Below are 20,930 nucleotides of genomic sequence, written 5' to 3'. Positions count from 1 at the left end.
TCAAAGGCTCATGTGATCGGATGATCTCCGTAACTGACGCTTCCTCAGGAGGACAAGTGGGACGACTCTTCGGCACGGACGGCGTGCGCGGTGTCGCCAACGCGGATCTGACGGCCGAGATGGCGCTCGGTCTGTCGGTCGCGGCGGCGCACGTGCTGGCCGAGGCGGGTACGTTCCAGGGCCACCGGCCGACGGCGGTGGTCGGACGGGACCCGCGTGCGTCCGGGGAGTTCCTGGAGGCCGCCGTGGTCGCGGGCCTCGCGAGCGCCGGTGTGGACGTCCTGAAGGTCGGCGTGCTGCCGACACCCGCGGTGGCGTATCTCACGGGTGTGCTCGGCGCCGACCTCGGTGTCATGCTCTCCGCCAGCCACAACGCCATGCCCGACAACGGCATCAAGTTCCTCGCGCGGGGCGGGCACAAGCTCGACGACGAGCTGGAGGAGCGCATCGAGGCCGTCTACGAGGAGCACAAGGGCGGCGAGCCCTGGGAGCGGCCGACCGGCGGCGGCGTCGGCCGGGTCCGCGAGTACACCGAGGGCTTCGACAAGTACGTGGCGCACCTGATCGCCGTACTGCCGAACCGCCTCGACGGGCTGAAGATCGTCCTCGACGAGGCGCACGGCGCTGCCGCCTGGGTGTCGCCGGAGGCGTTCTCCCGGGCCGGCGCCGAGGTCATCACCATCGGTGCCCAGCCGGACGGGCTCAACATCAACGACGGCTGCGGCTCCACGCATCTCGGGCTGCTGAAGACCGCCGTGGTCGAGCACGGTGCCGACTTCGGCATCGCGCACGACGGGGACGCGGACCGTTGCCTGGCCGTCGACCACACCGGCGAGGAGGTGGACGGCGACCAGATCATGGCGGTCCTCGCGCTGGCGATGAGGGACCGGTCGGCGCTGCGGTCCGACACCGTCGTCGCGACGGTCATGTCGAACCTGGGGTTCAAGCTGGCTCTGGAGCGGGAGGGGCTTCGGCTCGTCCAGACCGCGGTGGGTGACCGGTATGTGCTCGAGGAGATGAAGGAGCACGGGTACGCCCTCGGCGGTGAGCAGTCCGGACACGTCATCATCCTGGATCACGCCACGACCGGGGACGGGACGCTGACCGGGCTGATGCTGGCGGCTCGCGTCGCGGAGAGCGGGCGGTCGCTGAAGGAGCTGGCTTCTGTGATGGAGCGGCTGCCGCAGGTGCTGATCAACGTCCCGGACGTGGACCGGACTCGGGTCGCCACGTCCGGCGAGCTGGCAGCGGCGGTGACTGAGGCCGAGCGTGAACTCGGGGCGACGGGGCGGGTGTTGCTGCGGCCGTCCGGTACCGAGCCGTTGGTTCGGGTGATGGTCGAAGCGGCGGACATCGACCAGGCCCGGTCGGTCGCGGGGCGGCTGGCGGACGCGGTGAAGTCGGCGCTGGGCTGATTTGCGGGTGCGGGTGCGGGTGCGGGTGCGGGTGCGGGTGCGGGGGCGGGTGCGCGTGCGGGGTTGGGTGCGGGTGCGCGTGCGTGGGGGCCGGTCGCGCAGTTCCCCGCGCCCCTAAGGGCGCCGCGGTGGTGTCCGAGGCCGAGCGGGAACTCGGGGCGACGGAGGCTCGGCCGGTTGCGGGCGGCTGGCTGACGCGGTGAAGTCGGCGCTGGGCTGATGTGCGGGTGCGGGGCCGGCCTTCGCGTCAGGTGCGTTTCCGCCAGGCCCATTTCTGGAGCAGCAGGGTCACCGTTCCCGCCAGGATGATGCCCAGGAGGTTCAGGAGGAGTTGTTCCGTTGAGCCCCAGGTCTGTTCGGTGTCGCCGTAGCTGAGGGCCACCGCCGCGTTGGCGGCCGCGGGGACCGTGGTGACCGAGATGGCCACACCCACCAGGGCACCGGACTTCGCCGAGGTCAGGGAGAGGGTGCCGGCGGCGCCGGCCAGGACGGCGACGATGAAGGAGAAGGCGTCGGGGGCGTAGACGAAGCCGGTCTGGGGGCGGTCGGCCTCCAGCTGGTCCTTGCTGAACAGGTCCAGCGCGTCCATGAAGAGGCTGAAGCCCACGGTCACCACCATGGCCGCGGCGAAGCCCACCAGGAGTGCGATCAGTGAGCGCAGGGCCAGGCGGGGGGCGCGCTGCACTATCGAGGTGGAGATGCCGGCGAGCGGGCCGAACTCCGGGCCCACGGCCATCGCGCCCACGATGAGGACCGCGTTGTCGAGCACCACACCGCAGGCCGCGATCATCGTGGCCAGGGTGATGAAGGCGAGGTAGGTGGCCGAGAGCGTCGACTCCTCGTGCGTGGCGTCGGCCAGGTGCTCCCACAGGACCGCGTCCGCCCCTTCACCGGGAGCCTCCGCCTCGGCCTTGTCGGCGCGTTTCGACAGGGACAGGTCGATGTTCTCGACCGCGATGGAGCCGGTCCTGTCGAGGCCCAACCCCTGGAGTTCGGTGAGGAGTTCGTCACCCGCCTCACGCGCCACGTCGCACGTCACGACGTCGCCGGCGGGGTTGCGCGCGACGCCCGGCATCACGACGAGGTGGGTGGTGCCGACCGTCCTCTCGATCAGTCGGACCACGTCGTCGGTCTTCTCGGCCGGGGTGATCAGGCGCAGATGCAGCATGACGCCTTTTTAACAGGCTTACGTCGAGGGGCGTACGGCGCTCAGAGCTTACGGAGGCTGAGCCTGCGCACCTTGTGGTCCTGGCCCTTGCGGATGACGAGGGTGGCGCGGCCGCGGGTGGGGGCGATGTTCTCCACCAGGTTGGGCTTGTTGATGGTGCGCCAGAGGGTGCGGGCGTAGTCGACGGCCTCCTCCTCGGAGACCTGGGTGTACTTCCGGAAGTACGAGTCGGGGTCCTGGAAGGCGGTCTGCCGGAGCTTCTTGAACCGGCTGAGGTACCAGCGCTCGATGTCCTCGGCGCTCGCGTCGACGTACACGCTGAAGTCGAAGTAGTCGGCGAGACCGACGCGGGTGCGGCCGTCCGTGCCGGGCAGGGCGGGCTGCAGGACGTTGAGGCCCTCGACGATCAGGATGTCGGGGCGGCGGACGGTGAGCCGCTGGTCCGGGACGATGTCGTAGATCAGGTGGGAGTAGACGGGGGCGGTGACCTCGTCCTTGCCCGCCTTGATGTCGGCGACGAACCGGGTCAGCGCGCGGCGGTCGTACGACTCGGGGAAGCCCTTGCGGGACATGAGCCCGCGCGCCTCCAGCTCCCGGGTGGGGAGCAGGAAGCCGTCGGTCGTGACCAGCTCGACGCGCGGGTGCTCGGGCCAGCGGGACAGCAGGGCCTGGAGGAGGCGGGCGACGGTCGACTTCCCCACGGCCACCGATCCCGCGACCCCTATGACGAACGGGGTGCCGGACTGGGAGCCCTGCTCGCCGAGGAAGGTGTTCAGGGCGCCTCTGAGGCCGTCCGTGGCGCCGACGTAGAGATTCAGCAGCCGGGACAGCGGGAGGTAGATGTCCCGCACCTCGTCGAGGTCGATGACGTCACCGAGGCCGCGCAGCTTCTCGACCTCTTCGGCGTTCAGCGGGAGGGGCGTCTTCTCGCGCAGCGCACTCCACTCTGAGCGGGTGAGGTCGACGTAGGGAGTCGCCTCCGGCTTGTGCCGGTGGGCGCTCCGGGGCATCGGGGAGACCGGAGAGATCACAGTCCATTGTTAACGGAGTTTGAACGGGGTGGGGGGTGGGGTGCGTCACGCGGGGCTCGGCCGTGGGGCTCGTCAGGTGAAATCCGCGTAGGCGAGGAAGTCGTCGAACCGGTCATCCGGCCACCGTTGGCGGAGGTGGCCGACGGCGTCCGGGTACTTCTCGAGCTCCTTCGCTCCGGCGAGACCGAGGAACTCGGCGCCGTCGCCGCAGTGCGTGAGCCAGGTCGGTGACTGCCAGGCGAGGAATCCTGGGGTGCGCCTGAGGATCGTCGTTCCGACGTCTTCGGGTACGTCCCCCTCGATGCCGTCGGCGAAGGTGGCGTCGTATCGCTCGGCGGCCTTGCCGAAGGCGACGCAGTACGGGCGATGCCCCTGTCCGGGGCGTCGGAGATGGTGACGGAGCCGGTGGCGACGGGGTTGGGGTGGTACGGGAACTGGGGGAGGGCGGGGCGTTGGCGGGGCTCAGGGCGCGGGGTGATCACGAGCTGGATCGCCTGGCCGGTCAGGGACTCGGGCGCCACGACGATCGCCTCCGCGCGCAGGCTCTCCGGGAGGTGTTTCGGGTCGGCCTCGCTCGTGAGGATGGCCGGGCATCCGAGCGGTATGACGGCGGCACCGGTGCGGCGGGCGAGTTCGGCCATGTGATCGAGGATCTGGCCGGGGGAGAAACGGCTGAAGGTTAGGCCGAGAGCGTCGCCGTGGACCTCCGATCCACCGCCGTCCTCGGCTTCGAGATCCCAGGACTCCCGGAGACCCGTGGCCGGCATTCCGCCCACGGTGACCGGGCCGAGGACATCGCGTATCGGGGTTTTCGTCCATGGGGCTGGGTTGTCCGTGGACGAAACGGCAGAGGTACAGGCTGTGACTCACGTCGCTCCTGGGGCAGGCCCCGCCGAAGCCGGTGGCGGCTTGGATTCGGCGGGGCCTGACCAGCGGCTGGTCAGGGCCGGAAGCCCTTTACTTGGATCATGCTTCCGTGCCCGTGCCGGTCCGGTTCTGTGACCTCGAATCCCGCCGAGGCCAAGATCTCCGACAGGGCGGCCCGCATGTGCTGGAGAACGCTGTTGTAGTGGCGGAGGACCGGAGGTGGGTCGGCGTAGTCGATTCCCTGCGCGAAGAGGTCGAGGGCCGTGTCCCTCAGCTCCGCATTCGTCGTCCAGTTCACATACACCCCGCCGTCGACGAACGGCGTGACATGCACACGTGCCCCAGGTCTCTTTTCCGCGCTGTCGTCGAGGTCGCCGCGGTGCACCGGGAGCCCGGTTCGGGCCAGTTCCCGGCACACCTCGTCAGCCAGCGCGTCACGCTCGGCGACGACCTCCGGCGGGGCTTTGGGAGGCAGGTCGAATTTGGGCTCAGTCATGTGCAGCTTGTTCCTCGGTTCGCTGGTCGCTCGTCGCGCGACGTGCCAGACTCCGCCCGCCCGCCTGCCGAACATATCGGTCGAGCAGTTCCCGAGCCGCGTCCGCGAAGTCGGGGTGGTACGGGACCGAGTAGGTGATCGGTGTGCCTGGCTTGAGGGCACCGGACAATTCCGATGCACAGGCCGGGCAGGGCTGCCGCTCCGTGTACAGGGCGGAGATCTCGCTGGGATCGATGTTTCTCGCTTTCAGCATGTCCAGGATCTTCGTCTCCGAGTGGCCCGCGAAGCTGCTGCTGGCGATCACGAAGTCACCGGTAATGGGGTCGCCCCAGCCCTTCACCTTGGCCACGGCGATGTTGTGATCCCCCTCGAAGAACCCGGACTTGACCCTGTACTTGTACGCCCATTGGCTCATCTCCTCACTGTTGTAGAGGATCAGTGCCTCGGGGCAGCCCCCGGCGGCCACGGCCGTTCTTGCCATGGGCAGCGGGGCGCGGACCCTGGTGCAGGTCGTGACGAGTTCGTCGAGTCCCTTGACCCCGAGCGCGAGGACGACGTCGTCTGCCAGGGGGAGGGCACGCAGGGCCTTGAAGGCGTCCGCGAAGCCGATGCCGGTGCGCGCGGCGGCGTCCACCGCCCTTACGGCGTCCGCGATGGGACGCAGGATCTTGCCGGCGAAGAGGCTCGCCACATCCACGGCCGCCCAGGCGCAGCCACTCCAGCTCCCGCCCGCCCCACCGGGCGTGACCTTCTGGGCGCACTTGATCCAGCTGCCGAAGAGGATGTCGATCGGATCGATGTTCTTCTGGTACTCGGCGATCGTGATGGTGTGCGTGACCTCGGTCGTCATCTCCTTGGTCGGATACTGGCCGAGGTACTTCGTGGCGCCCGAAGGGCACTTGTACTGCGACAGGTCCAGGTCCTGCGCGCTGCACATGTACAGGTCGAGGACCGCCTTGAAGTGGATCTTCGTGGTCATCGTGCAGTCGCCGTCGTAGAACAGCTTGTCCCACCAGCCGTCGCAGCCGTCCGTCTTCTTCGTGACGTCCGGTTCGCCGGCCTTCTCGATGTGGTCGACGACGTAGAACATGCCGCCGATGAGCGCACCGGTCTCGTCGGGGACGGTGCCCGTCTCGATCTGGTTCGCGTTGTCCTGCCGCTCGGCCCGGTCGGCCGCCTCCTGGGCCTCCTTGGCGTACTTGTCGGCGTCCTTCGCCGCCTCCTCCGCCTCGGTCGCTGCCGCGTCCGCGCGGTCGGCTGCCGCTCGGGCGTCCCTCGCTGCCTGTTCGGCCTCCGCCGCGGCCGCGTGGGCCGCTTCCGCGTCGAGGGCGGCCTGGTCGGCTGAAGCTCGGGCCGAGGTGGCGTGGTTCTCGGCGCGGCCGGCTGCCGCGTCGGCTGCTGCGGCGTCCTCGCCGGCCTGGCGGTCGTACTCGGTGGTGCGGGCCAGCGACTGGGTGGCCTTGGCGGCTGCCTCCGCCGCGCCGGCCGCGTAGCCCAGGGCCTCCTTGGCGTAGCCGCGGGCGTCCCTCGCGTAGCCGGCGGCGTTGGCGGCGTGCTGGTAGGCGGCCTTGGTGTCGTCCTTCGCCTGATCGGCGAGGGACTTGGCCGCGTCGGCCTCCGCCTGGGCGTTCTTGGCGTGGGCGTCGGCGACGGCCTTCTGCTGCTCGGCGATCGACTTCGACGCCTGCCCGGTCAGGACGACCAGGCTCGCGGCGGAGTCGGTGTCGACGTACGGGGAGCCGAGCTGGATGGCGTCATTGGCCGGCGTGGCGACCTGCGCGGCGGCCTTTCCGGCGTCCACGGCGGCCTGTGCGGTGACGTGGGCGAAGCCCGCGGCCCTCGCCGAGGCGGCCATGGCCTTGGCGAGCTCCGCCTTCGCCGCGTCCGCCTGGGACTTGGCGGTCCTGGCGTGCGCCCCGGCCTCGGCAGCCAGCTGGACCGCTGTCTTCGCTTCCGAGGCGGCGTGCCGGGCTGCCGCGATCGCGTCCGCCGTGGCGCTGGTCGCCGTCCTGACCGCCGCGTCGGCCCTCAGCTTCGCGGCCTGGGCGGCATCGGCAGCGGCGCGGGACCGCTTGGCCGCAGCCTCGGCACGGGTGGCCGCCGCGTCCGCCTCGGCTGCGGCCCGCGTGGCCGCGTCGGCCTCGGAGCGGGCCCGGCCCGCGGCCGCCTCCGCGTCGCTCGCGTGCCGGTCGGCCTCGTCGGCGGCGGCGCGCGCCGCGGTAGCCGCGTCGCCCGCGTCCAGCGAATCGGCGTAGGCGCCCTTGGCGTCGGCCTTGGCACGGGCCGCGTCGGCCTTCTGCTCGGCCTCCCAGGCGTCGTCGCGCTTGGCCTTGGCGTGGTCGCGGGCCGTGACGGCATCGTTCTTGCGCGCGACCGCTGTTCGCTCGGCGGCCTCGGCCTTCTCCTTCGAGTTCTGCGCGTTCGTTGCCTCTGCCTGGGCGTTCAGCTTGTGCTGGTTGGCCTCGGCCTGCTTGGCCGCGGCCTTTTCCTTCTCCGCCTTGGCCGTCTTCTCCTCGGCCTCGGCGGCCAGCCGCTTGGCGCGCGCGTCGGCGGCAGCCGCCTTGGCGTCGCCCTCGGCCTTGAGGGTCTCGGCGAGCTTGGCCTCCGCGGTCTCCTTGTCCTTCTTGGCGTTGTCGCGGTGCAGCTTGGCCGCATCGGCGGCGGCCTTGGCCTGTGCCTCGGCCACCGCGGCGGCGGCCTTGCGGAACTCGGCCTTCGACTGCGCCGCCTGTGCCAGCGCCCGCTGGGCGATCGTCTTGCTGTCCCCGGCGGAGGCTCGGGTGGCCGCCTCGGCGGTCTCAGCGGCCTTCACCAGGGCCTCCAGGCCGGCCACGGCCCCCTGTGTCACCTGCGCCTTCTGCTGCCCCACCAGCAGACCCCGGCCGCGCGGGGCGCCGCCCGCGTCCGCGATCCGGTAGGCGGCCTGCTCGGCGGTGTCGCTCGCGGTGCCGGCCTTCTTCGCCGCCGCCAACTGCGCCTTGATGGCGTCGAGCTGCTTCTTCGCCTGGGTCTGCGCCGCGGTGATGCCCGCCTTGGCCTTGTCGAACTGGGCCTTGTCCGGGTAGCTCAGGCTGTCCGTGCCCTTGTGGCCCTGGGGGACGATCCGGAACTTCTGCGGGTTCGTGCCGTTGCACGTCCACAGCCACGAGTCCTGGCTGTTGTCGAAGGTGTGCAGGTCCAGGCACTTGTCCGTGACCACATTGCGGAGCTCGCCCGCCGCGCGGACGTCGAAGTTCCACTGCTGGGCCTTGCTGCCGTTGCAGGTCCAGATCTGGATCTTCGTGCCGTTGGCGGGGTTGCTGCTCTGGACGTCGAGGCACTTCTGGGAGTTTTCGTTGATCAGGGCGTAGGCGTTGTTGGACGCCTCCAACCTCCACTGCTGTCCCGCCGTCTTGTTGCAGGTGTACAGCTGTACGGGGGTGCCGTCGGTCTTCTTCGCACCGGCCACGTCGAGGCACTTGCCCTGGGCCGCCTCGACCTGGATGACCGCCGGAGAGTCACCGATCCAGCCGAGGCCACCGGGGGCCCAGTAGTCCTGCCAGCGGGCCAGGTGATCGGCGATCCACGACTGGCCGAGCAGATCGGCCATCGATTCGGCGCCCTTGGTCAGGGCCGTGGTGGCGTCGCGGTTGGCGGTGAGGATCTGGTTGCGCTGGGCGGCCTGGGAGGCGATCTCCTGTTGCCACTCCTGCGTGGCGGTGTCCTCCACCTGGCGCAGGGTCTTGTTCGGGTCGATCGGATCCCGCCATCCGCATGAGGCGAAGCGGGTCTTCATGTCCTCTACGGCGATGCGGTACTCGACAGTGCCCGGCTCAGGGGAGGTACGGGGGAAGCCGCCGGAGGCCAGGAAGAGACGGGCGTCGTCGGCACCCTTGCCGTGGAATGAGTCGAACAGCGCCTCGAACGCTTGCTGTTCGTAGTACTGCCGATCCCGCTCCCCGGCCGGGAGGGACGGGTCGTAGGGCTTCTCGGCGTAAAGGGGTGTACCGAGGTCCTTGACGGCCTTGAGGGTCTTGTCATCAGCCTCGGGGGTGGGGTCGTAGAAGGTGAAATCTTTGTTCCAGTCGGGGCCGCCGGCCCACTTGCCCAGACCGGTCTGGTCGTAGAAGTCCTCGCCGTCGTGGACGCCGGGCACATCGTGGAAGGTCGACTCATTGAACCCGTGCGGGGTCGCCAGGCCGTCCAGGGGCTTTTCCCAGGCGTTCCTCTTCGCGTAGAGACGCTCCCAGTTGGCCTTCCAGGCGCTCTCGTCCTTCTCATGGGCCTGAAGCAGGGGACCGTCGAACCCGCCGCCGTCCATGGCGGCGAGTTCGCGCAGTTTCGCCGGCGTCTGGTTCAAGGCGTCCTGGGCGAGGCCGTACATGCCCGGCCCGCCCAGACGTACGGCATCGGTCATCAGGCACTGGTCGAAGCGCAACTGCTCGTCGGACGTGGTTTCGAACCAGTCGTCCCGCCTGTCGCTGGAACGGGTCGTGGCGTCACCCGCGAGGAGTCCCGCGAGGTCGGGCCGAACGGCGAGCGTCGCCAGCATCGCGACTGCGCTCAGAAGGAGAACGACACGGGCGAAAACCCCTTGCCTTCCTGATGCCGATATCAGGAAGGCGGGTGGTCTGGAACGCAAGAGCGCATCCTTTTCGTCGCAAGGAACCGACCGGGAGCCCGCCGATGGCGGCTCAGGGGTCGTGAAGAACTGACGAGTCGGCCTCGTCTTGCCAGGCGTCAGGGACGCCTTTGGCAGGCGGGCGTGGGACACGCGGATTGCAGATGGTGCGGCACAGAAGGTCCCTCCCCCGTAGCGACACTGTCCCCCCGGTCGCTGACTGTCGTGCATGCCCTCCCAGATTGGTCATGATCTGGTCAAGCGGGGCCACTTTAGGCAGGTGGTCGGGAGTGCGGGCAAGGGCTTTCCGCTGCCTGGCGTGAAGCCGCCCCAGGTCGGGCGCTGTCGTAAGAGGGCGTGAGCCCCCTGAGGGCTAGGAAAACCTGTGCTTCTTCTGTGATGGGCCGGTGAAGGTGATGGGGGAGTGACGGAACGGGTTGGCTCGTTCTCGCCGGTACCGCAATATCCGAATCCGGGCACGAAGTGCCGTGATCCGGTGCCCCGCGCCCCCTAGGCTGCCGCGCATGTGCGGAATCGTGGGATACGTGGGGGCGCAGTCGGCGCTCGATGTCGTGATGGCCGGGCTGAAGCGGCTGGAGTACCGGGGGTACGACTCGGCCGGTGTCGCCGTGGCGGCGGACGGTGGGCTGGCGGCGGCGAAGAAGGCCGGGAAGCTGGTCAATCTGGAGAAGGAGCTGGTGGACCGGCCGTTGCCGACCGGGCTCACCGGGATCGGGCACACGCGGTGGGCCACGCACGGTGGGCCGACGGACGCCAACGCGCATCCCCATCTGGACAACGCGGGGCGGGTCGCGGTCGTCCACAACGGGATCATCGAGAACTTCGCCGCGCTGCGGGGCGAATTGGAGGAGCGGGGACACGAGCTGGCCTCCGAGACGGACACCGAGGTCGTCGCGCATCTGCTCGCCGAGGAGTTCTCCGCGACCGCCGACCTCGCGGAGGCCATGCGGCTGGTGTGCCGGCGCCTGGAGGGGGCGTTCACACTGGTGGCCGTCCACGCGGACGAGCCGGACGTCGTCGTGGGCGCCCGGCGGAACTCGCCGCTGGTGGTGGGCGTGGGGGAGGGGGAGGCGTTTCTGGCGTCGGACGTGGCGGCCTTCATCGCCCACACCCGCTCCGCGATCGAGCTCGGTCAGGACCAGGTCGTGGAGCTGCGAAGGGACGGGGTGACCGTCACCGGTTTCGACGGCCGCCCCGCCGACGTCCGCTCGTTCCACATCGACTGGGACGCCTCCGCCGCCGAGAAGGGCGGCTACGACTACTTCATGCTCAAGGAGATCGCCGAGCAGCCGAAGGCGGTCGCCGACACGCTGCTCGGCCGGATCGACGCGGTCGGCTCCCTGACCCTGGACGAGGTCCGGATCTCCGCCGCCGAGCTGCGCGAGGTGGACAAGGTCGTCATCGTCGCCTGCGGTACGGCCTTCCACGCGGGGATGATCGCCAAGTACGCCATCGAGCACTGGACCCGTATCCCCTGCGAGGTGGAGCTGGCCAGCGAGTTCCGTTACCGGGATCCGATCCTGGGACCGCGTTCCCTCGTGATCGCCATCTCCCAGTCCGGGGAGACCATGGACACGCTCATGGCGCTGCGGCACGCCCGCGAGCAGGGTTCCAAGGTGCTCGCGATCTGCAACACCAACGGCTCGACGATCCCCCGGGAGTCGGACGCGGTGCTGTACACGCACGCCGGGCCCGAGGTCGCCGTGGCGTCGACGAAGGCGTTCCTGACCCAGCTCGTGGCGTGTTACCTGGTGGCGCTGTACCTGGGGCAGGTGCGGGGCACCAAGTGGGGCGACGAGATCTCCGCCGTCATCCGGGACCTGTCGCACATCTCCGGTGAGGTCGAGCGGGTGCTGGAGACCATGGAGCCGGTGCGGGAGCTGGCGCGGTCGCTGGCCGACAAGAACACCGTGCTGTTCCTCGGGCGGCACGTCGGGTATCCGGTGGCGCTGGAGGGTGCGCTGAAGCTCAAGGAACTCGCCTACATGCACGCCGAGGGCTTCGCGGCGGGGGAGTTGAAGCACGGGCCGATCGCACTGATCGAGGAAGACCTGCCCGTGGTCGTGGTCGTGCCGTCGCCCCGGGGGCGGTCGGTGATCCACGACAAGATCGTGTCCAACATCCAGGAGATCCGGGCCCGGGGAGCGCGGACGATCGTCATCGCGGAGGAGGGGGACGAGGCGGTGGTGCCGTACGCCGATCACCTGATCCGGATTCCGGCCACACCGACCCTGCTGCAGCCGCTGGTGGCGACCGTGCCGTTGCAGGTGTTCGCCTGTGAGCTGGCCACGGCCCGGGGGAACGAGGTGGACCAGCCTCGGAACCTGGCGAAGTCGGTCACGGTGGAGTAGTCGGCTGCCCGGTCCGGTACAGGTTGCGGGCGGAGCGGATCAGCAGGAACTCCAGCGCGCATCCGGCGATCGTGGCGAGTCCCATCGGTTCCGAGCCCTTGATCCCGTTGACGACGAGGGTGACGAGGAGGACGGGCCAGAGGGTGGCCAGCGCGGTCACGAGGACGAAGTGGCCCGTCACACGCCCGGCCGCCGGCTTGCGGTCCCCGGACCGCTTCCGGCCGCCGGTCGGGGTCCGCGCGTCGGAGGCGGTCCGTTCCCGGGGCTGGGGGATCTCCTCCGCCGGGCGGCCCGGGAGGGGGACGACCGCGGCGGCGGGAACGGCCTTGTCCAGTACGGCGATCCGCTCGGCCGTGACGTCCCCGAACAGCGTCGGCTCCACGGTTATCCGGAAGCCGTCCAGGCCGGTCAGGCACCGGGCTCCGTCGGGGCGGGTGGTCATCGCGGCGCAGGCGTCGTACCGGACGGTGACCAGGCCGCCCGGCGTCGACAGCGTCACACCCGTCTCTCCGATGATCAGCGTGACGTCGTCGTCCTCCAGGGACGGGTGCAGGGTGCCGGAGACCCCGGACGGCGAGAAGCGGGGGGCCGGGGTGAGGCCCGCCCACTCGGCGCCCCGGGCCGGGACCTGGAGCAGCCCGCCGTCCCACGCCTCCCGGGCCACCTCGCGCAGGTCGTCGATCCCGACCGCCCTGAGTTCGTCCCTGTGCTGCTCGGGAGTCAGGATCCGGTGGCCGGTCAACAGGCTGAGCGCGTACGACGGCAGCAGGGCCGCGCCGAGGTCGGGGACGTCGTAGCGCTTGAGCAACTTCCCGCGCGCGGACTCCAGTTCGGCCTGCTCGATCCGGCCCGCGCGTAGCCGCGCGAAGGCGTCGACGAAGCCGCCGACCGCCGCGTCCTGCTTCTGCGGCAACGCGTCGGCGTACGCGGTGAGCGTGGCGAAGTCGGCGTCGCGCGAGGAGTAGTCGGCCTCCGCCGAGTAGGAGTAGCCGCCCTTCTGGCGCAGGTCCTGGAAGAGGGCGCGGCCCAGCACCTCGGCGAACACGGCGGCCGCGGTGGAGCGGCGCACGACGGAGGTGAACACGAGGTGGCCGTCCTCCCCGCGGAGGTAGGCGGGTGTGACGGGGAGCGTGCTGGTCGGGGCGGGGGTGGGGAGGCGCCGGCCGGCGGGCAGGTTGAGGTCCAGGCCGTCCGGTACGTGGTCCGTGGTGAGGAACAGTACGGCGTTGTCCCTGGTGAAGCGGGTCTCGGCCCAGTGGCGCACCTGGTCGGCCGTCAGGCTCCGGGTGCCGAGTTCGTCGTAGCTGGACAGGCCGTAGCCCTGGGCGCCGTAACGCCACAGCGGCATCTGGGACATGGGCCCCTGCCCACGGCTGCCCGCCTCCGTGCGCAGGATCTCCTTCTCCGTTTCCAGCCGGTCCATCGGGAGGTCGCGCAGGGCCGCGCAGACGCTGTTGAGGTACGTGACGACCTCCGTCTCGTCGCCGGTGACGTGGAAGAGGGTGTACGTGCTCGCGGTGGCGCCGTTGTAGTGCAGGTCGGACAGGCCCAGGTGGAACAGGGCGAGGTGTTCGACGAGGTGGGTGATGCCGGCGGTGGGCAGGGTCTCGTCGGCATGGCCCACTCGGAAGGCGAGACCGGCGGTGATCTCGCCGGGGCGCGGGGCGAAGAGGGTGGGGATGCCGTCGACGGTGGTGTGGCGGACGAGGGCGTCGAGTTGCGGGCGGGCGTCGACTTCCGGGGCGGCGGGCGGGTGCTCGTGTGTGGTCATGTCGGGTGTCGTCTCCCTCAGAGCGTCGCCGACGCGGCGGAGCGGTACTCCGTGAACCGGGTCTTCCAGTCGGGCACGTTCCGCCAGAAGGACTCGGACACCGTGTCGCCCAGGGCGGCGAAGTGCCGGGCGGCGTCGCCGAGATGGCCGCCCAGGGAGAAGGCCAGGGCGAAGGTGCTGTGGCTGTCGGTCCACTGCCAGTCGCGACGGTGGTCGGGGTGCAGGACGGACGCGCGGGCGGCGCGGCGCAGTTCGTCGCGGACGGACACGTCCCGCAGGTACTCCCTGGCCTGGGCACCGTCCAGCTCGGCGCAGTGCTCCACGTGGGCCTCGGCGACCAGGACGCCGGCGTGCGATCCCTCCGGCGCGGCACTCGCGCACTCCTGGGCGAAGCCGTGCGCGGCCTCCCACGAACCGCCCCACTTGGGGCACAGCTGCTGAAGCAACCGTGACTGCGCGAGGACGTGGTGCGGGTAGTGCTCCGCCAGCCGGTCGTAACGCCGCCGGGCCTCGGACTGCCCCAGCACCAGCCCGCGGGCGGTCGCCAGCCGGGCGGTCCACGCCGGGACGTACGCCGGCCGCTCCGCACACACCTCGATCAGCAGCAACTCCGCCTTGCGCAGCCAGTCGTGGAACAACTCGACCTGGTCCCGCGAGACGTCCTTGCCGAGACCGCGGCCGCGGGCGCGCCAGCCGAGGTGGATGTACCGCTCGGCGAGGAGGGTGCGGGGGAGGGGGTCGGCGGGCTCTGCTTTCGCCGCCTTCTCCAGGTACCACTCGGTCCGGTCGACCCCGGCGAGGAGCGCTGCCGCGAAGGAGACGCCCTCGGCATCGGCGACGGGGATCCCCTCGAAGAACGCCCGCGTGGCAGCCCAGTCACCGTCCCACGCGGCGGCGCGCAGCGGCGCGAGTCCGGGCACCGCGTCGAACGGGTCGGTCACCAGGGGGGTGCCCCCGCCGACAGTACTTTCGCCCATACGACGGTCCCCCTGGCCTGGTCGATACGCGGTGCTGCGCAGGCTAGCAGGAGGGGTTACGCGGGGTTACTGGGTTATGGGGGTGTTCTTGAGGGCGTTGATGAAGGTGGTGAAGGTGGGGGTGGGGAGGGTGAGGGTGGCTCGGGTGGGGGTCTTGGAGTCGCGGATGGATATGTGGGTGCGGTGGGTGGCGATCTCGACGCAGTTGTTGCCGTCGCCGCCGCCGGAGTAGGACGACTTCCGCCAGCTGTCCATGGGGGCCTCATAGCTCTTTCATCAGCTGGTGGACGGACTCACACGATGGTTCGGGTTCGAGTGACGCGGGCTTGAGTTTTACGGGAGCGAGTTCAAGAAGCGGCGAGTTGGTTTTTCGGAGTCGCTGAAGGTCCGCTTGCCCCCAGCCGCTGGGCGCGGCGCCGAACGGCCTTGTCGCTACACGGTGGGTTACGCGGGTTAGTTATGGGGGGCGCTCTTCAGGGCGTTGATGAAGGTGGTGAAGGTGGGGGTGGGGAGGGTGAGGGTGGCTCGGGTGGGGGTCTTGGAGTCGCGGATGGATATGTGGGTGGGGTGGGTGGCGATCTCGACGCATTCGTTGCCGTCGCCGCCGCCGGAGTAGGACGACTTCCGCCAGTTGTCCATGGTGTCCCTCACAGCTCCTTTGCCAGCCGTTGGATGAAGTCCCGGGTCTGGTCCGGTGCGAGTGATACGGCTTCCACCATATGGAAGCGCGTCCGATAACTGCGCAGTTGGGCCTCGGCGTCGACAAAGATCGAGCCATGGGGCGTGTCCCGGACCACCGTGTCCAGCTTGGGCAGCGGGCCGCCCACGTACGTCATCGTGCTTGAGGCTCTGGCGAAGCCGTTCAGGTCGAAGGGGATGGCACGCAAGGTGATGTGGTCCGCCTCGGACAGCTCGAGGAGTCGGGCGAGTTGGGCCTTTGAGGCGGTGCGGTCGCTGACCCTGATCCGAAGTGCGGCCTCATGGATCACCGCCGTGTACGGGATGGTGATCCGCTGGCGCGCCTTCCGGTGCTGGATGCGCAACTCCATCTCGTCATGGGTGAGTTCGGGGAGCCTGTCGGAGAAGACGGCACGGGCGTAGTCCTCTGTCTGCAGCAGGCCCGGCACGTACAGGATGGCAACGTGGTGCTGGAACCGGGCATGGTGCTCCAGCTCGGACAGGTCCAGGAAGGACGTGGGCAGCAGGCCTCGGTACTCCTCCCACCAGCCACGGGTCCGGTCGGTGGCCATCTCGGCCAACGCTTCGATGAACTCCTTGTCCGCGCACGCGTAATGGGACGCGAGGCGACGCAAACGTTCCTCGCTCACGCCCGCGAGCCCGGATTCGATGTGGCTCATCTGGGCGCGATTCGCCCCGAGCAGCGCTGCGGCCTCGATAGCGGTGAGTCCTGCTGCCTCGCGAAGTCTGCGCAGTTCGGTCCCCAGTCGCACCTGGCGTGCGGTGGGTTCGCGCCTCAGGACCATGGGGTGCTCCTCGTCCGGGGGCGGATCACGTGATCCGCTTGCTTCGGTCCACATGTTAGCCCTACCGTCAGTGACGCAACGCATACTCTGCGGAAGTGCACCGCTCCGTCCTGCTGTGACGACTGCGGCACCGCCACCGCCTCCAACCACCCTCCTTCTGAACGGAGTTGACCCATATCCATGCCCGAAAACGAACCCCCGGCCTGGGGGTACACCCTGTACATCCCGAACGACCTCCGAGCCGTCACCGTCGCCCGCCGCACCCTCCGGCTCATCCTCACGATGCACGGCCTGATCCGCCTCACGGACACCGCGGAGCTCCTTGCGGCGGAGTTGGTCTCGAACGCCGTACGCCATACGAAGGGCCCCGCCGCCCTGCGGGTGCGCCGGTCGGCCGGGGTGCTGCGGATCGGGGCGTGGGACGCGGACCCCGAACCTCCAGAGCCGCCCGGGGAGTTGGACCTGTTGCGGGAAGCGGAGGAGGGGAGGGGGCTGGCGTTGGTGAAGGCGTGCGCCGACCTGTGGGGGTGGCAGCCGTTGGCCAGGCACGGCAGTCGGGGGAAGTACGTGTGGTGCGAGCTGGCCGCGGCCTGACCGGTGCGGGGTCAGATGTGCGACTCGGGAGGGAAGCCGGTCCAGCGCAGCTCGGTGGGCAGGTGGCGCATGTCGTTGGAGACGAGGACGGAGGCCGCTCGACCGGGCGCGTAACAGATGACCGTGAGCGCCGCGTTGGCGTGGTTGAGGCCGAGCCAGCGCCACTTCGGGGCGCACATGGCATCCCGGACCAGCCAGGCGACGAGGAAATTGTGGGTGACGACCAGTTCGTGTCGGTCCTCCTCGCCGGGCACCGGGCCGGTGAACAGGTCGAGTGCCTGGCGGGCCAGCGCCGCGCCCTGCTCCCGCTCGTCGTCGGTGGTGTCGGCGAGGAAGCGGAGGTAGAGGTCCGCGGATTCGGGCGGGAGTTCGTCTTTTTGGGGGAAGTAGGGCACGTAGTCGCCCGCGACCTCCGAGACGCGCAGGGGGACGTTCTTCAACTGATCGTGGATCAGACGGGCGGTCTGTGCCGCCCGGGGCAATGGGCCGTGGTGAACGGCGGTGAAGGGAATGTCCTGGAGGCGTCGGCCCAGCAGTGCGGCCTGCTCCCGGCCGGCCTCGGTCAGCCCGCTCTCGTCCGGCAACGCCTCGCCGTGCCGGGCGAGATAGAGGTAACGGGTGGCCGTGCCGGTCATCTCAAGCTCCACGGTGAGCGGTCTCCTTGACATCTGGCATGATCATGGTCACTTCGACCTGCGCAATCATGTAAGGATCTTGCGGGCTGCGTAAAGACGGCGTAAAACTCTCTTCGCTCTTGGTTCTGAACATGGGGGTCCCGTGCGTCCGGCACGTCCACTGGGTGTCGTCGCCTTCGGGCTGGCCACGGTCCTGACCGTCCTGTGCGTGGGCGGATGCTCGACCGACTCGAAGGGTGCGGAAGGTTCGCCGACGAGTTCGGCGTCCCCGACTGCGCATGCCCTCAAGGCCAAGCCCTCGGCGTCCCCGTCCCCGAGTGAATCCCCCTCCGCGTCCCCCACGCCCTCGGCAAGCCCGACATCCGCGCCGACGCGCCGGGCGCTGACTTCCTCGTCCCAGGAGGGTGGGTCCGGGGGATCGATTCGTACAGGTGGTTCCGGTACGACTGCGGGCGGCTCGGGCGGTGGATCCGGCAGCATCCCCCAGAACCCCAACCGCGGCCCGACTCCTCCCCCCGCCCCACCCCGGCCGACCCCCACGCCGGAGTGGACTTCGGGTGCGTGGCAGCCCGGCGATCCCGTGGAGACGACGGTTCCGGTGATGACGCCTGGGCAGGGCTGACCCTGAGGGCGCCGGGAGGATCGTAAAGTGCCCGGATGAGCATCATCGGGGTCGGTATCGACGTCGCCGAGATCGAGCGGTTCGCGGCGTCGCTGGAGCGTACGCCGGGGATGGCGCGGCGGTTGTTCCTGGACAGTGAGTTGACGCTGCCCAGCGGGGAGCGGCGGGGGATCGCCTCGCTCGCCGCCCGGTTCGCCGCGAAGGAGGCCCTGGCCAAGGCGCTCGGGGCGCCGGCCGGGCTGCACTGGACCGATGCCGAGGTGTTCGTGGAGGACAGCGGGCAGCCCCGGTTGCGGGTCACCGGGACCGTCGCCGCGCGGGCTGCCGCGCTCGGGGTGCGGTCCTGGCATGTGTCGCTCAGCCATGACGCCGGGATCGCGTCCGCCGTCGTGATCGCGGAGGGGTGACGGCCACCGCGGCGGCGGCAGGGACCGCCGTGCCGGAAGGCTCTTGGTAGGGCGACAGGCGAACGGGGCAACCGGCTGTACGGCGGCGAGGCCAGAGTCGGTCCCCACACGCCGAGGAGAGCTGCCATGGCGGCTGGCGGAAAAGTGTCAACCGGTCTGACCGAGATCGTCGCCGACGGGGGAGACTCGGACCCATGCGTACTGCGTACAACGTGGAGACGGTCAGGGCCGCCGAGCGGGAGCTGATGGCACGGCTTCCGGAGGGCGCGCTGATGCAGCGGGCGGCCGCCGGACTGGCCGCCGCCTGCGCGGACCTGCTGGGGCGGGTGTACGGCCGCAGGGTCGTGCTGCTCGTGGGGAGCGGGGACAACGGCGGGGACGCCCTCTACGCGGGGGCGCGCCTCGCGCGGCGGAGCGCCGGTGTCACCGCCGTGCTGCTCGCGCCCGAACGCGCCCACTCCGCGGGGCTGGCCGCGCTGCGGCGGGCCGGAGGGCGGGCCGTCGGGACCGACGGTGCCGAGCGGCTGATCGAGGAAGCCGACCTGCTCCTCGACGGGATCGTGGGGATCGGCGGCAAGGGCGGGCTGCGGCCCGACGCCGCCCGGCTGGCGGAGGTGGCCGAACGGTCCCGGGCCGCCGTCGTCGCCGTCGATCTGCCGAGCGGCGTCGACGCCGACACCGGGGAGGTGCGCGGCGCGGCTGTACGGGCCGACCTGACCGTCACCTTCGGGACGCACAAGCCGGGGCTGCTGATCGATCCCGCGCGCGAGTACGCCGGTTCGGTGCGGCTCGTCGACATCGGGCTGAAGGCCGTCCTGCCCGCCGAGCCGGAGCTGGAAGCCCTCCAACACGCCGACGTACGACAGCTGTTGCCCGTGCCGAGCGGCGAGAGCGACAAGTACCGGCGAGGCGTCGTCGGGATCGCCGCCGGGTCCGCGCGGTATCCGGGGGCCGCCGTGCTCGCCGTGTACGGGGCGCTGCGGGGCGGCGCCGGGGCCGTGCGGTACGTCGGGCCCGCCGCGGACGCCGTGATCGCCCGCTTCCCCGAGACGCTCGTGTCGGATCAGGGGCCGAAGCAGGCCGGGCGGGTGCAGGCGTGGGTTGTCGGACCGGGGGCCGGGGGCGACGCCTCGGCCGTCGCGGAGGTGCTGGCGTCGGACGTGCCCGTGCTCATCGACGCGGACGGGCTGCGGCTCGCCGACCGGGACGCCGTACGCGCGCGGACCGCGCCGACCCTCATGACACCGCATGCCGGAGAGGCCGCCGCGCTCCTCGGGGTGCCGCGCGAGGAGGTAGAGGGGGCCCGGCTGGCCTCGGTGCGGGAACTCGCCGGGCGCTACGGGGCGACCGTGCTGCTCAAGGGGTCGACCACGCTGGTCGCCGACGCGGGCGGCGGGGCCGTACGCGTGAACCCGACCGGGACGGCATGGCTGGCCACCGCCGGCAGCGGGGACGTCCTGTCCGGCCTCGCGGGGTCCCTGCTGGCCTCGGGGCTGAGCGCCCTGGACGCCGGCAGCACGGCCGCGTACCTGCACGGTCTCGCCGGACGGTTCGCGGCGGACGGGGCACCGGTGGGGGCGCACGACGTGGCCGAGGCGGTGCCGTCGGCATGGCGGGACGTGACGGACGCGTGAGGGCTTTCCGCCGGTGGCGGCGAAACATGCCCCCGCCGCCGCGCCCCGGCAACCGCCCACCCCGTCGCACACCGGCAAACGGACGAGTAGCCGCCAACTAGTACCTGATGGGACCAATACCGGTCGGCCGAATATGCGGAGCTGAAAGGGCGATGTTTCGCTGGCCGCATGGATGAGCCAAATATACGAGGCACCACCCGGCGTGAATGGCTGGGAGGAGCGGCAGTCGTTCTGGGGAGTCCCGTTCTCGGTTTCCGCGAGGACCACCCGGAACCGTTAGAGGAAGAGCCCGGCGGCAACTGCGGCAGCGACTACGACCAGGAATACGAGGAGCTGCTGGCGGCCGCCGAGGATGTCGAGGTCAGCGACCGCGCCCTCGCACCGGCCAAGTGGACTCGCCCCATCCGGAAACGGGCCAGGGTGACCATGCGCTACGGGGTGCGGGGAAACTGGCTGGCCGGTTACCACACCGGAGTGGATCTTGCGGTGCCGACGGGAACCCCGGTTTACGCGGTGAGCACCGGCGTGGTCGTCCTGGCCAGCTGGTCGGGGGCGTACGGGAAAGCCGTGACGATCAAGCTGAGCGATTCCCGGTACGTCGTCTACGCCCACCTGTCGCGCATCTCGGTCGCGCGGGGCGCCAAGGTCAAGGCCGGCACCCGGATCGGGAGCAGCGGAGCCACCGGGCGCGCCACCGGCCCGCACCTGCACTTCGAGGTGCGCGCCCGGCGCCCGTACGGCTCCGACATCGACCCGGTGAAGTACCTGGCCCGGCACGGTCTGAGCCTGTGACCCACGCGTCACGCGCGCGTGGGTGCGTCCTGGGTGCGTTCCGGGACGTGCTCATCGGCGGTGTC

General features: G+C 70.5%; 16 protein-coding genes. 6 read left to right on the top strand and 10 right to left on the bottom strand.

What is annotated here, in order from left to right; translation table 11 throughout:
* Positions 1 to 56 precede the first annotated feature (56 nt).
* Positions 57 to 1,415 carry a phosphoglucosamine mutase gene (gene glmM / locus D1369_RS16015; protein WP_007384095.1) on the top strand — a complete coding sequence of 453 codons (1,359 nt, stop codon included), beginning with the start codon at positions 57 to 59 and terminating at the stop codon, positions 1,413 to 1,415.
* A 247-nt stretch (positions 1,416 to 1,662) separates the two neighbouring features.
* On the opposite strand, the gene D1369_RS16010 is transcribed toward glmM, so the two are convergent.
* From D1369_RS16010 to D1369_RS15985, 4 genes are all read right to left on the bottom strand, one after another.
* Positions 1,663 to 2,583 (bottom strand): DUF389 domain-containing protein, encoded by a 921-nt coding sequence (locus tag D1369_RS16010; RefSeq protein WP_007384096.1) that lies wholly within the window; start codon positions 2,581 to 2,583, stop codon positions 1,663 to 1,665.
* A 41-nt stretch (positions 2,584 to 2,624) separates the two neighbouring features.
* A complete protein-coding gene (gene coaA / locus D1369_RS16005; protein WP_037901151.1) occupies positions 2,625 to 3,593 on the bottom strand; it encodes a type I pantothenate kinase in 969 nt (322 codons plus the stop codon).
* Between the two features lie 961 nt (positions 3,594 to 4,554).
* Positions 4,555 to 4,977: a hypothetical protein gene (locus tag D1369_RS15990; RefSeq protein ID WP_007384099.1), complete on the bottom strand. Its 423-nt coding sequence runs from the start codon at positions 4,975 to 4,977 to the stop codon at positions 4,555 to 4,557.
* The gene (locus tag D1369_RS15985) at positions 4,970 to 9,508 is read right to left on the bottom strand and encodes an RICIN domain-containing protein (RefSeq protein WP_118082505.1); all 4,539 of its coding nucleotides are present in this window, start codon (positions 9,506 to 9,508) and stop codon (positions 4,970 to 4,972) included. The genes D1369_RS15990 and D1369_RS15985 overlap by 8 nt, the downstream gene beginning before the upstream one ends.
* A 593-nt stretch (positions 9,509 to 10,101) precedes the next feature.
* Between D1369_RS15985 and glmS the strand changes: the two genes are divergently transcribed.
* Positions 10,102 to 11,949, top strand: a complete 1,848-nt coding sequence (glmS, locus tag D1369_RS15980; protein ID WP_007384101.1) for a glutamine--fructose-6-phosphate transaminase (isomerizing) — start codon at positions 10,102 to 10,104, stop codon at positions 11,947 to 11,949.
* Here the strand turns inward: glmS and D1369_RS15975 are convergent.
* The 5 genes from D1369_RS15975 to D1369_RS15955 all read right to left on the bottom strand — a co-directional run bounded on the left by D1369_RS15975 (position 11,936) and on the right by D1369_RS15955 (position 16,181).
* Positions 11,936 to 13,720 (bottom strand): insulinase family protein, encoded by a 1,785-nt coding sequence (locus tag D1369_RS15975; RefSeq protein ID WP_007384102.1) that lies wholly within the window; start codon positions 13,718 to 13,720, stop codon positions 11,936 to 11,938. The genes glmS and D1369_RS15975 overlap by 14 nt on opposite strands.
* A 17-nt stretch (positions 13,721 to 13,737) precedes the next feature.
* A complete protein-coding gene (locus D1369_RS15970; protein WP_007384103.1) occupies positions 13,738 to 14,697 on the bottom strand; it encodes a hypothetical protein in 960 nt (319 codons plus the stop codon).
* Between the two features lie 66 nt (positions 14,698 to 14,763).
* A complete protein-coding gene (locus tag D1369_RS15965) occupies positions 14,764 to 14,952 on the bottom strand; it encodes a DUF397 domain-containing protein (protein WP_007384104.1) in 189 nt (62 codons plus the stop codon).
* A gap of 198 nt (positions 14,953 to 15,150) precedes the next feature.
* Positions 15,151 to 15,336, bottom strand: a complete 186-nt coding sequence (locus tag D1369_RS15960) for a DUF397 domain-containing protein (protein WP_037901159.1) — start codon at positions 15,334 to 15,336, stop codon at positions 15,151 to 15,153.
* Positions 15,337 to 15,344: 8 nt separating this feature from the next.
* Complete coding sequence (locus D1369_RS15955) at positions 15,345 to 16,181, bottom strand: helix-turn-helix transcriptional regulator (protein ID WP_007384106.1); 837 nt, start codon at positions 16,179 to 16,181, stop codon at positions 15,345 to 15,347.
* Positions 16,182 to 16,361: 180 nt separating this feature from the next.
* On the opposite strand from D1369_RS15955, the gene D1369_RS15950 reads away from it, so the two are divergent.
* Complete coding sequence (locus D1369_RS15950; protein ID WP_007384107.1) at positions 16,362 to 16,775, top strand: ATP-binding protein; 414 nt, start codon at positions 16,362 to 16,364, stop codon at positions 16,773 to 16,775.
* 11 nt (positions 16,776 to 16,786) lie between these two features.
* Here D1369_RS15950 and D1369_RS15945 read toward each other — a convergent pair whose 3' ends face one another.
* Positions 16,787 to 17,410, bottom strand: a complete 624-nt coding sequence (locus D1369_RS15945) for a histidine phosphatase family protein (protein ID WP_037903600.1) — start codon at positions 17,408 to 17,410, stop codon at positions 16,787 to 16,789.
* Between the two features lie 657 nt (positions 17,411 to 18,067).
* Here D1369_RS15945 and D1369_RS15940 point away from each other — a divergent pair.
* The 3 genes from D1369_RS15940 (at position 18,068) to D1369_RS15930 (ending at position 20,865) form a co-directional block, all read left to right on the top strand.
* Entirely contained in the window at positions 18,068 to 18,439 is a 372-nt protein-coding gene (locus D1369_RS15940; protein WP_020118562.1) for a holo-ACP synthase, read from the top strand.
* A gap of 194 nt (positions 18,440 to 18,633) precedes the next feature.
* Complete coding sequence (locus D1369_RS15935; protein WP_118082504.1) at positions 18,634 to 20,073, top strand: NAD(P)H-hydrate dehydratase; 1,440 nt, start codon at positions 18,634 to 18,636, stop codon at positions 20,071 to 20,073.
* A gap of 168 nt (positions 20,074 to 20,241) precedes the next feature.
* A complete protein-coding gene (locus D1369_RS15930; protein WP_007384111.1) occupies positions 20,242 to 20,865 on the top strand; it encodes a M23 family metallopeptidase in 624 nt (207 codons plus the stop codon).
* Positions 20,866 to 20,930 lie beyond the last annotated feature (65 nt).

Source organism: Streptomyces sp. CC0208, assembly GCF_003443735.1.
Classification (GTDB): domain Bacteria; phylum Actinomycetota; class Actinomycetes; order Streptomycetales; family Streptomycetaceae; genus Streptomyces; species Streptomyces sviceus.
This window is presented reverse-complemented; position numbering and strand designations above follow the sequence as displayed.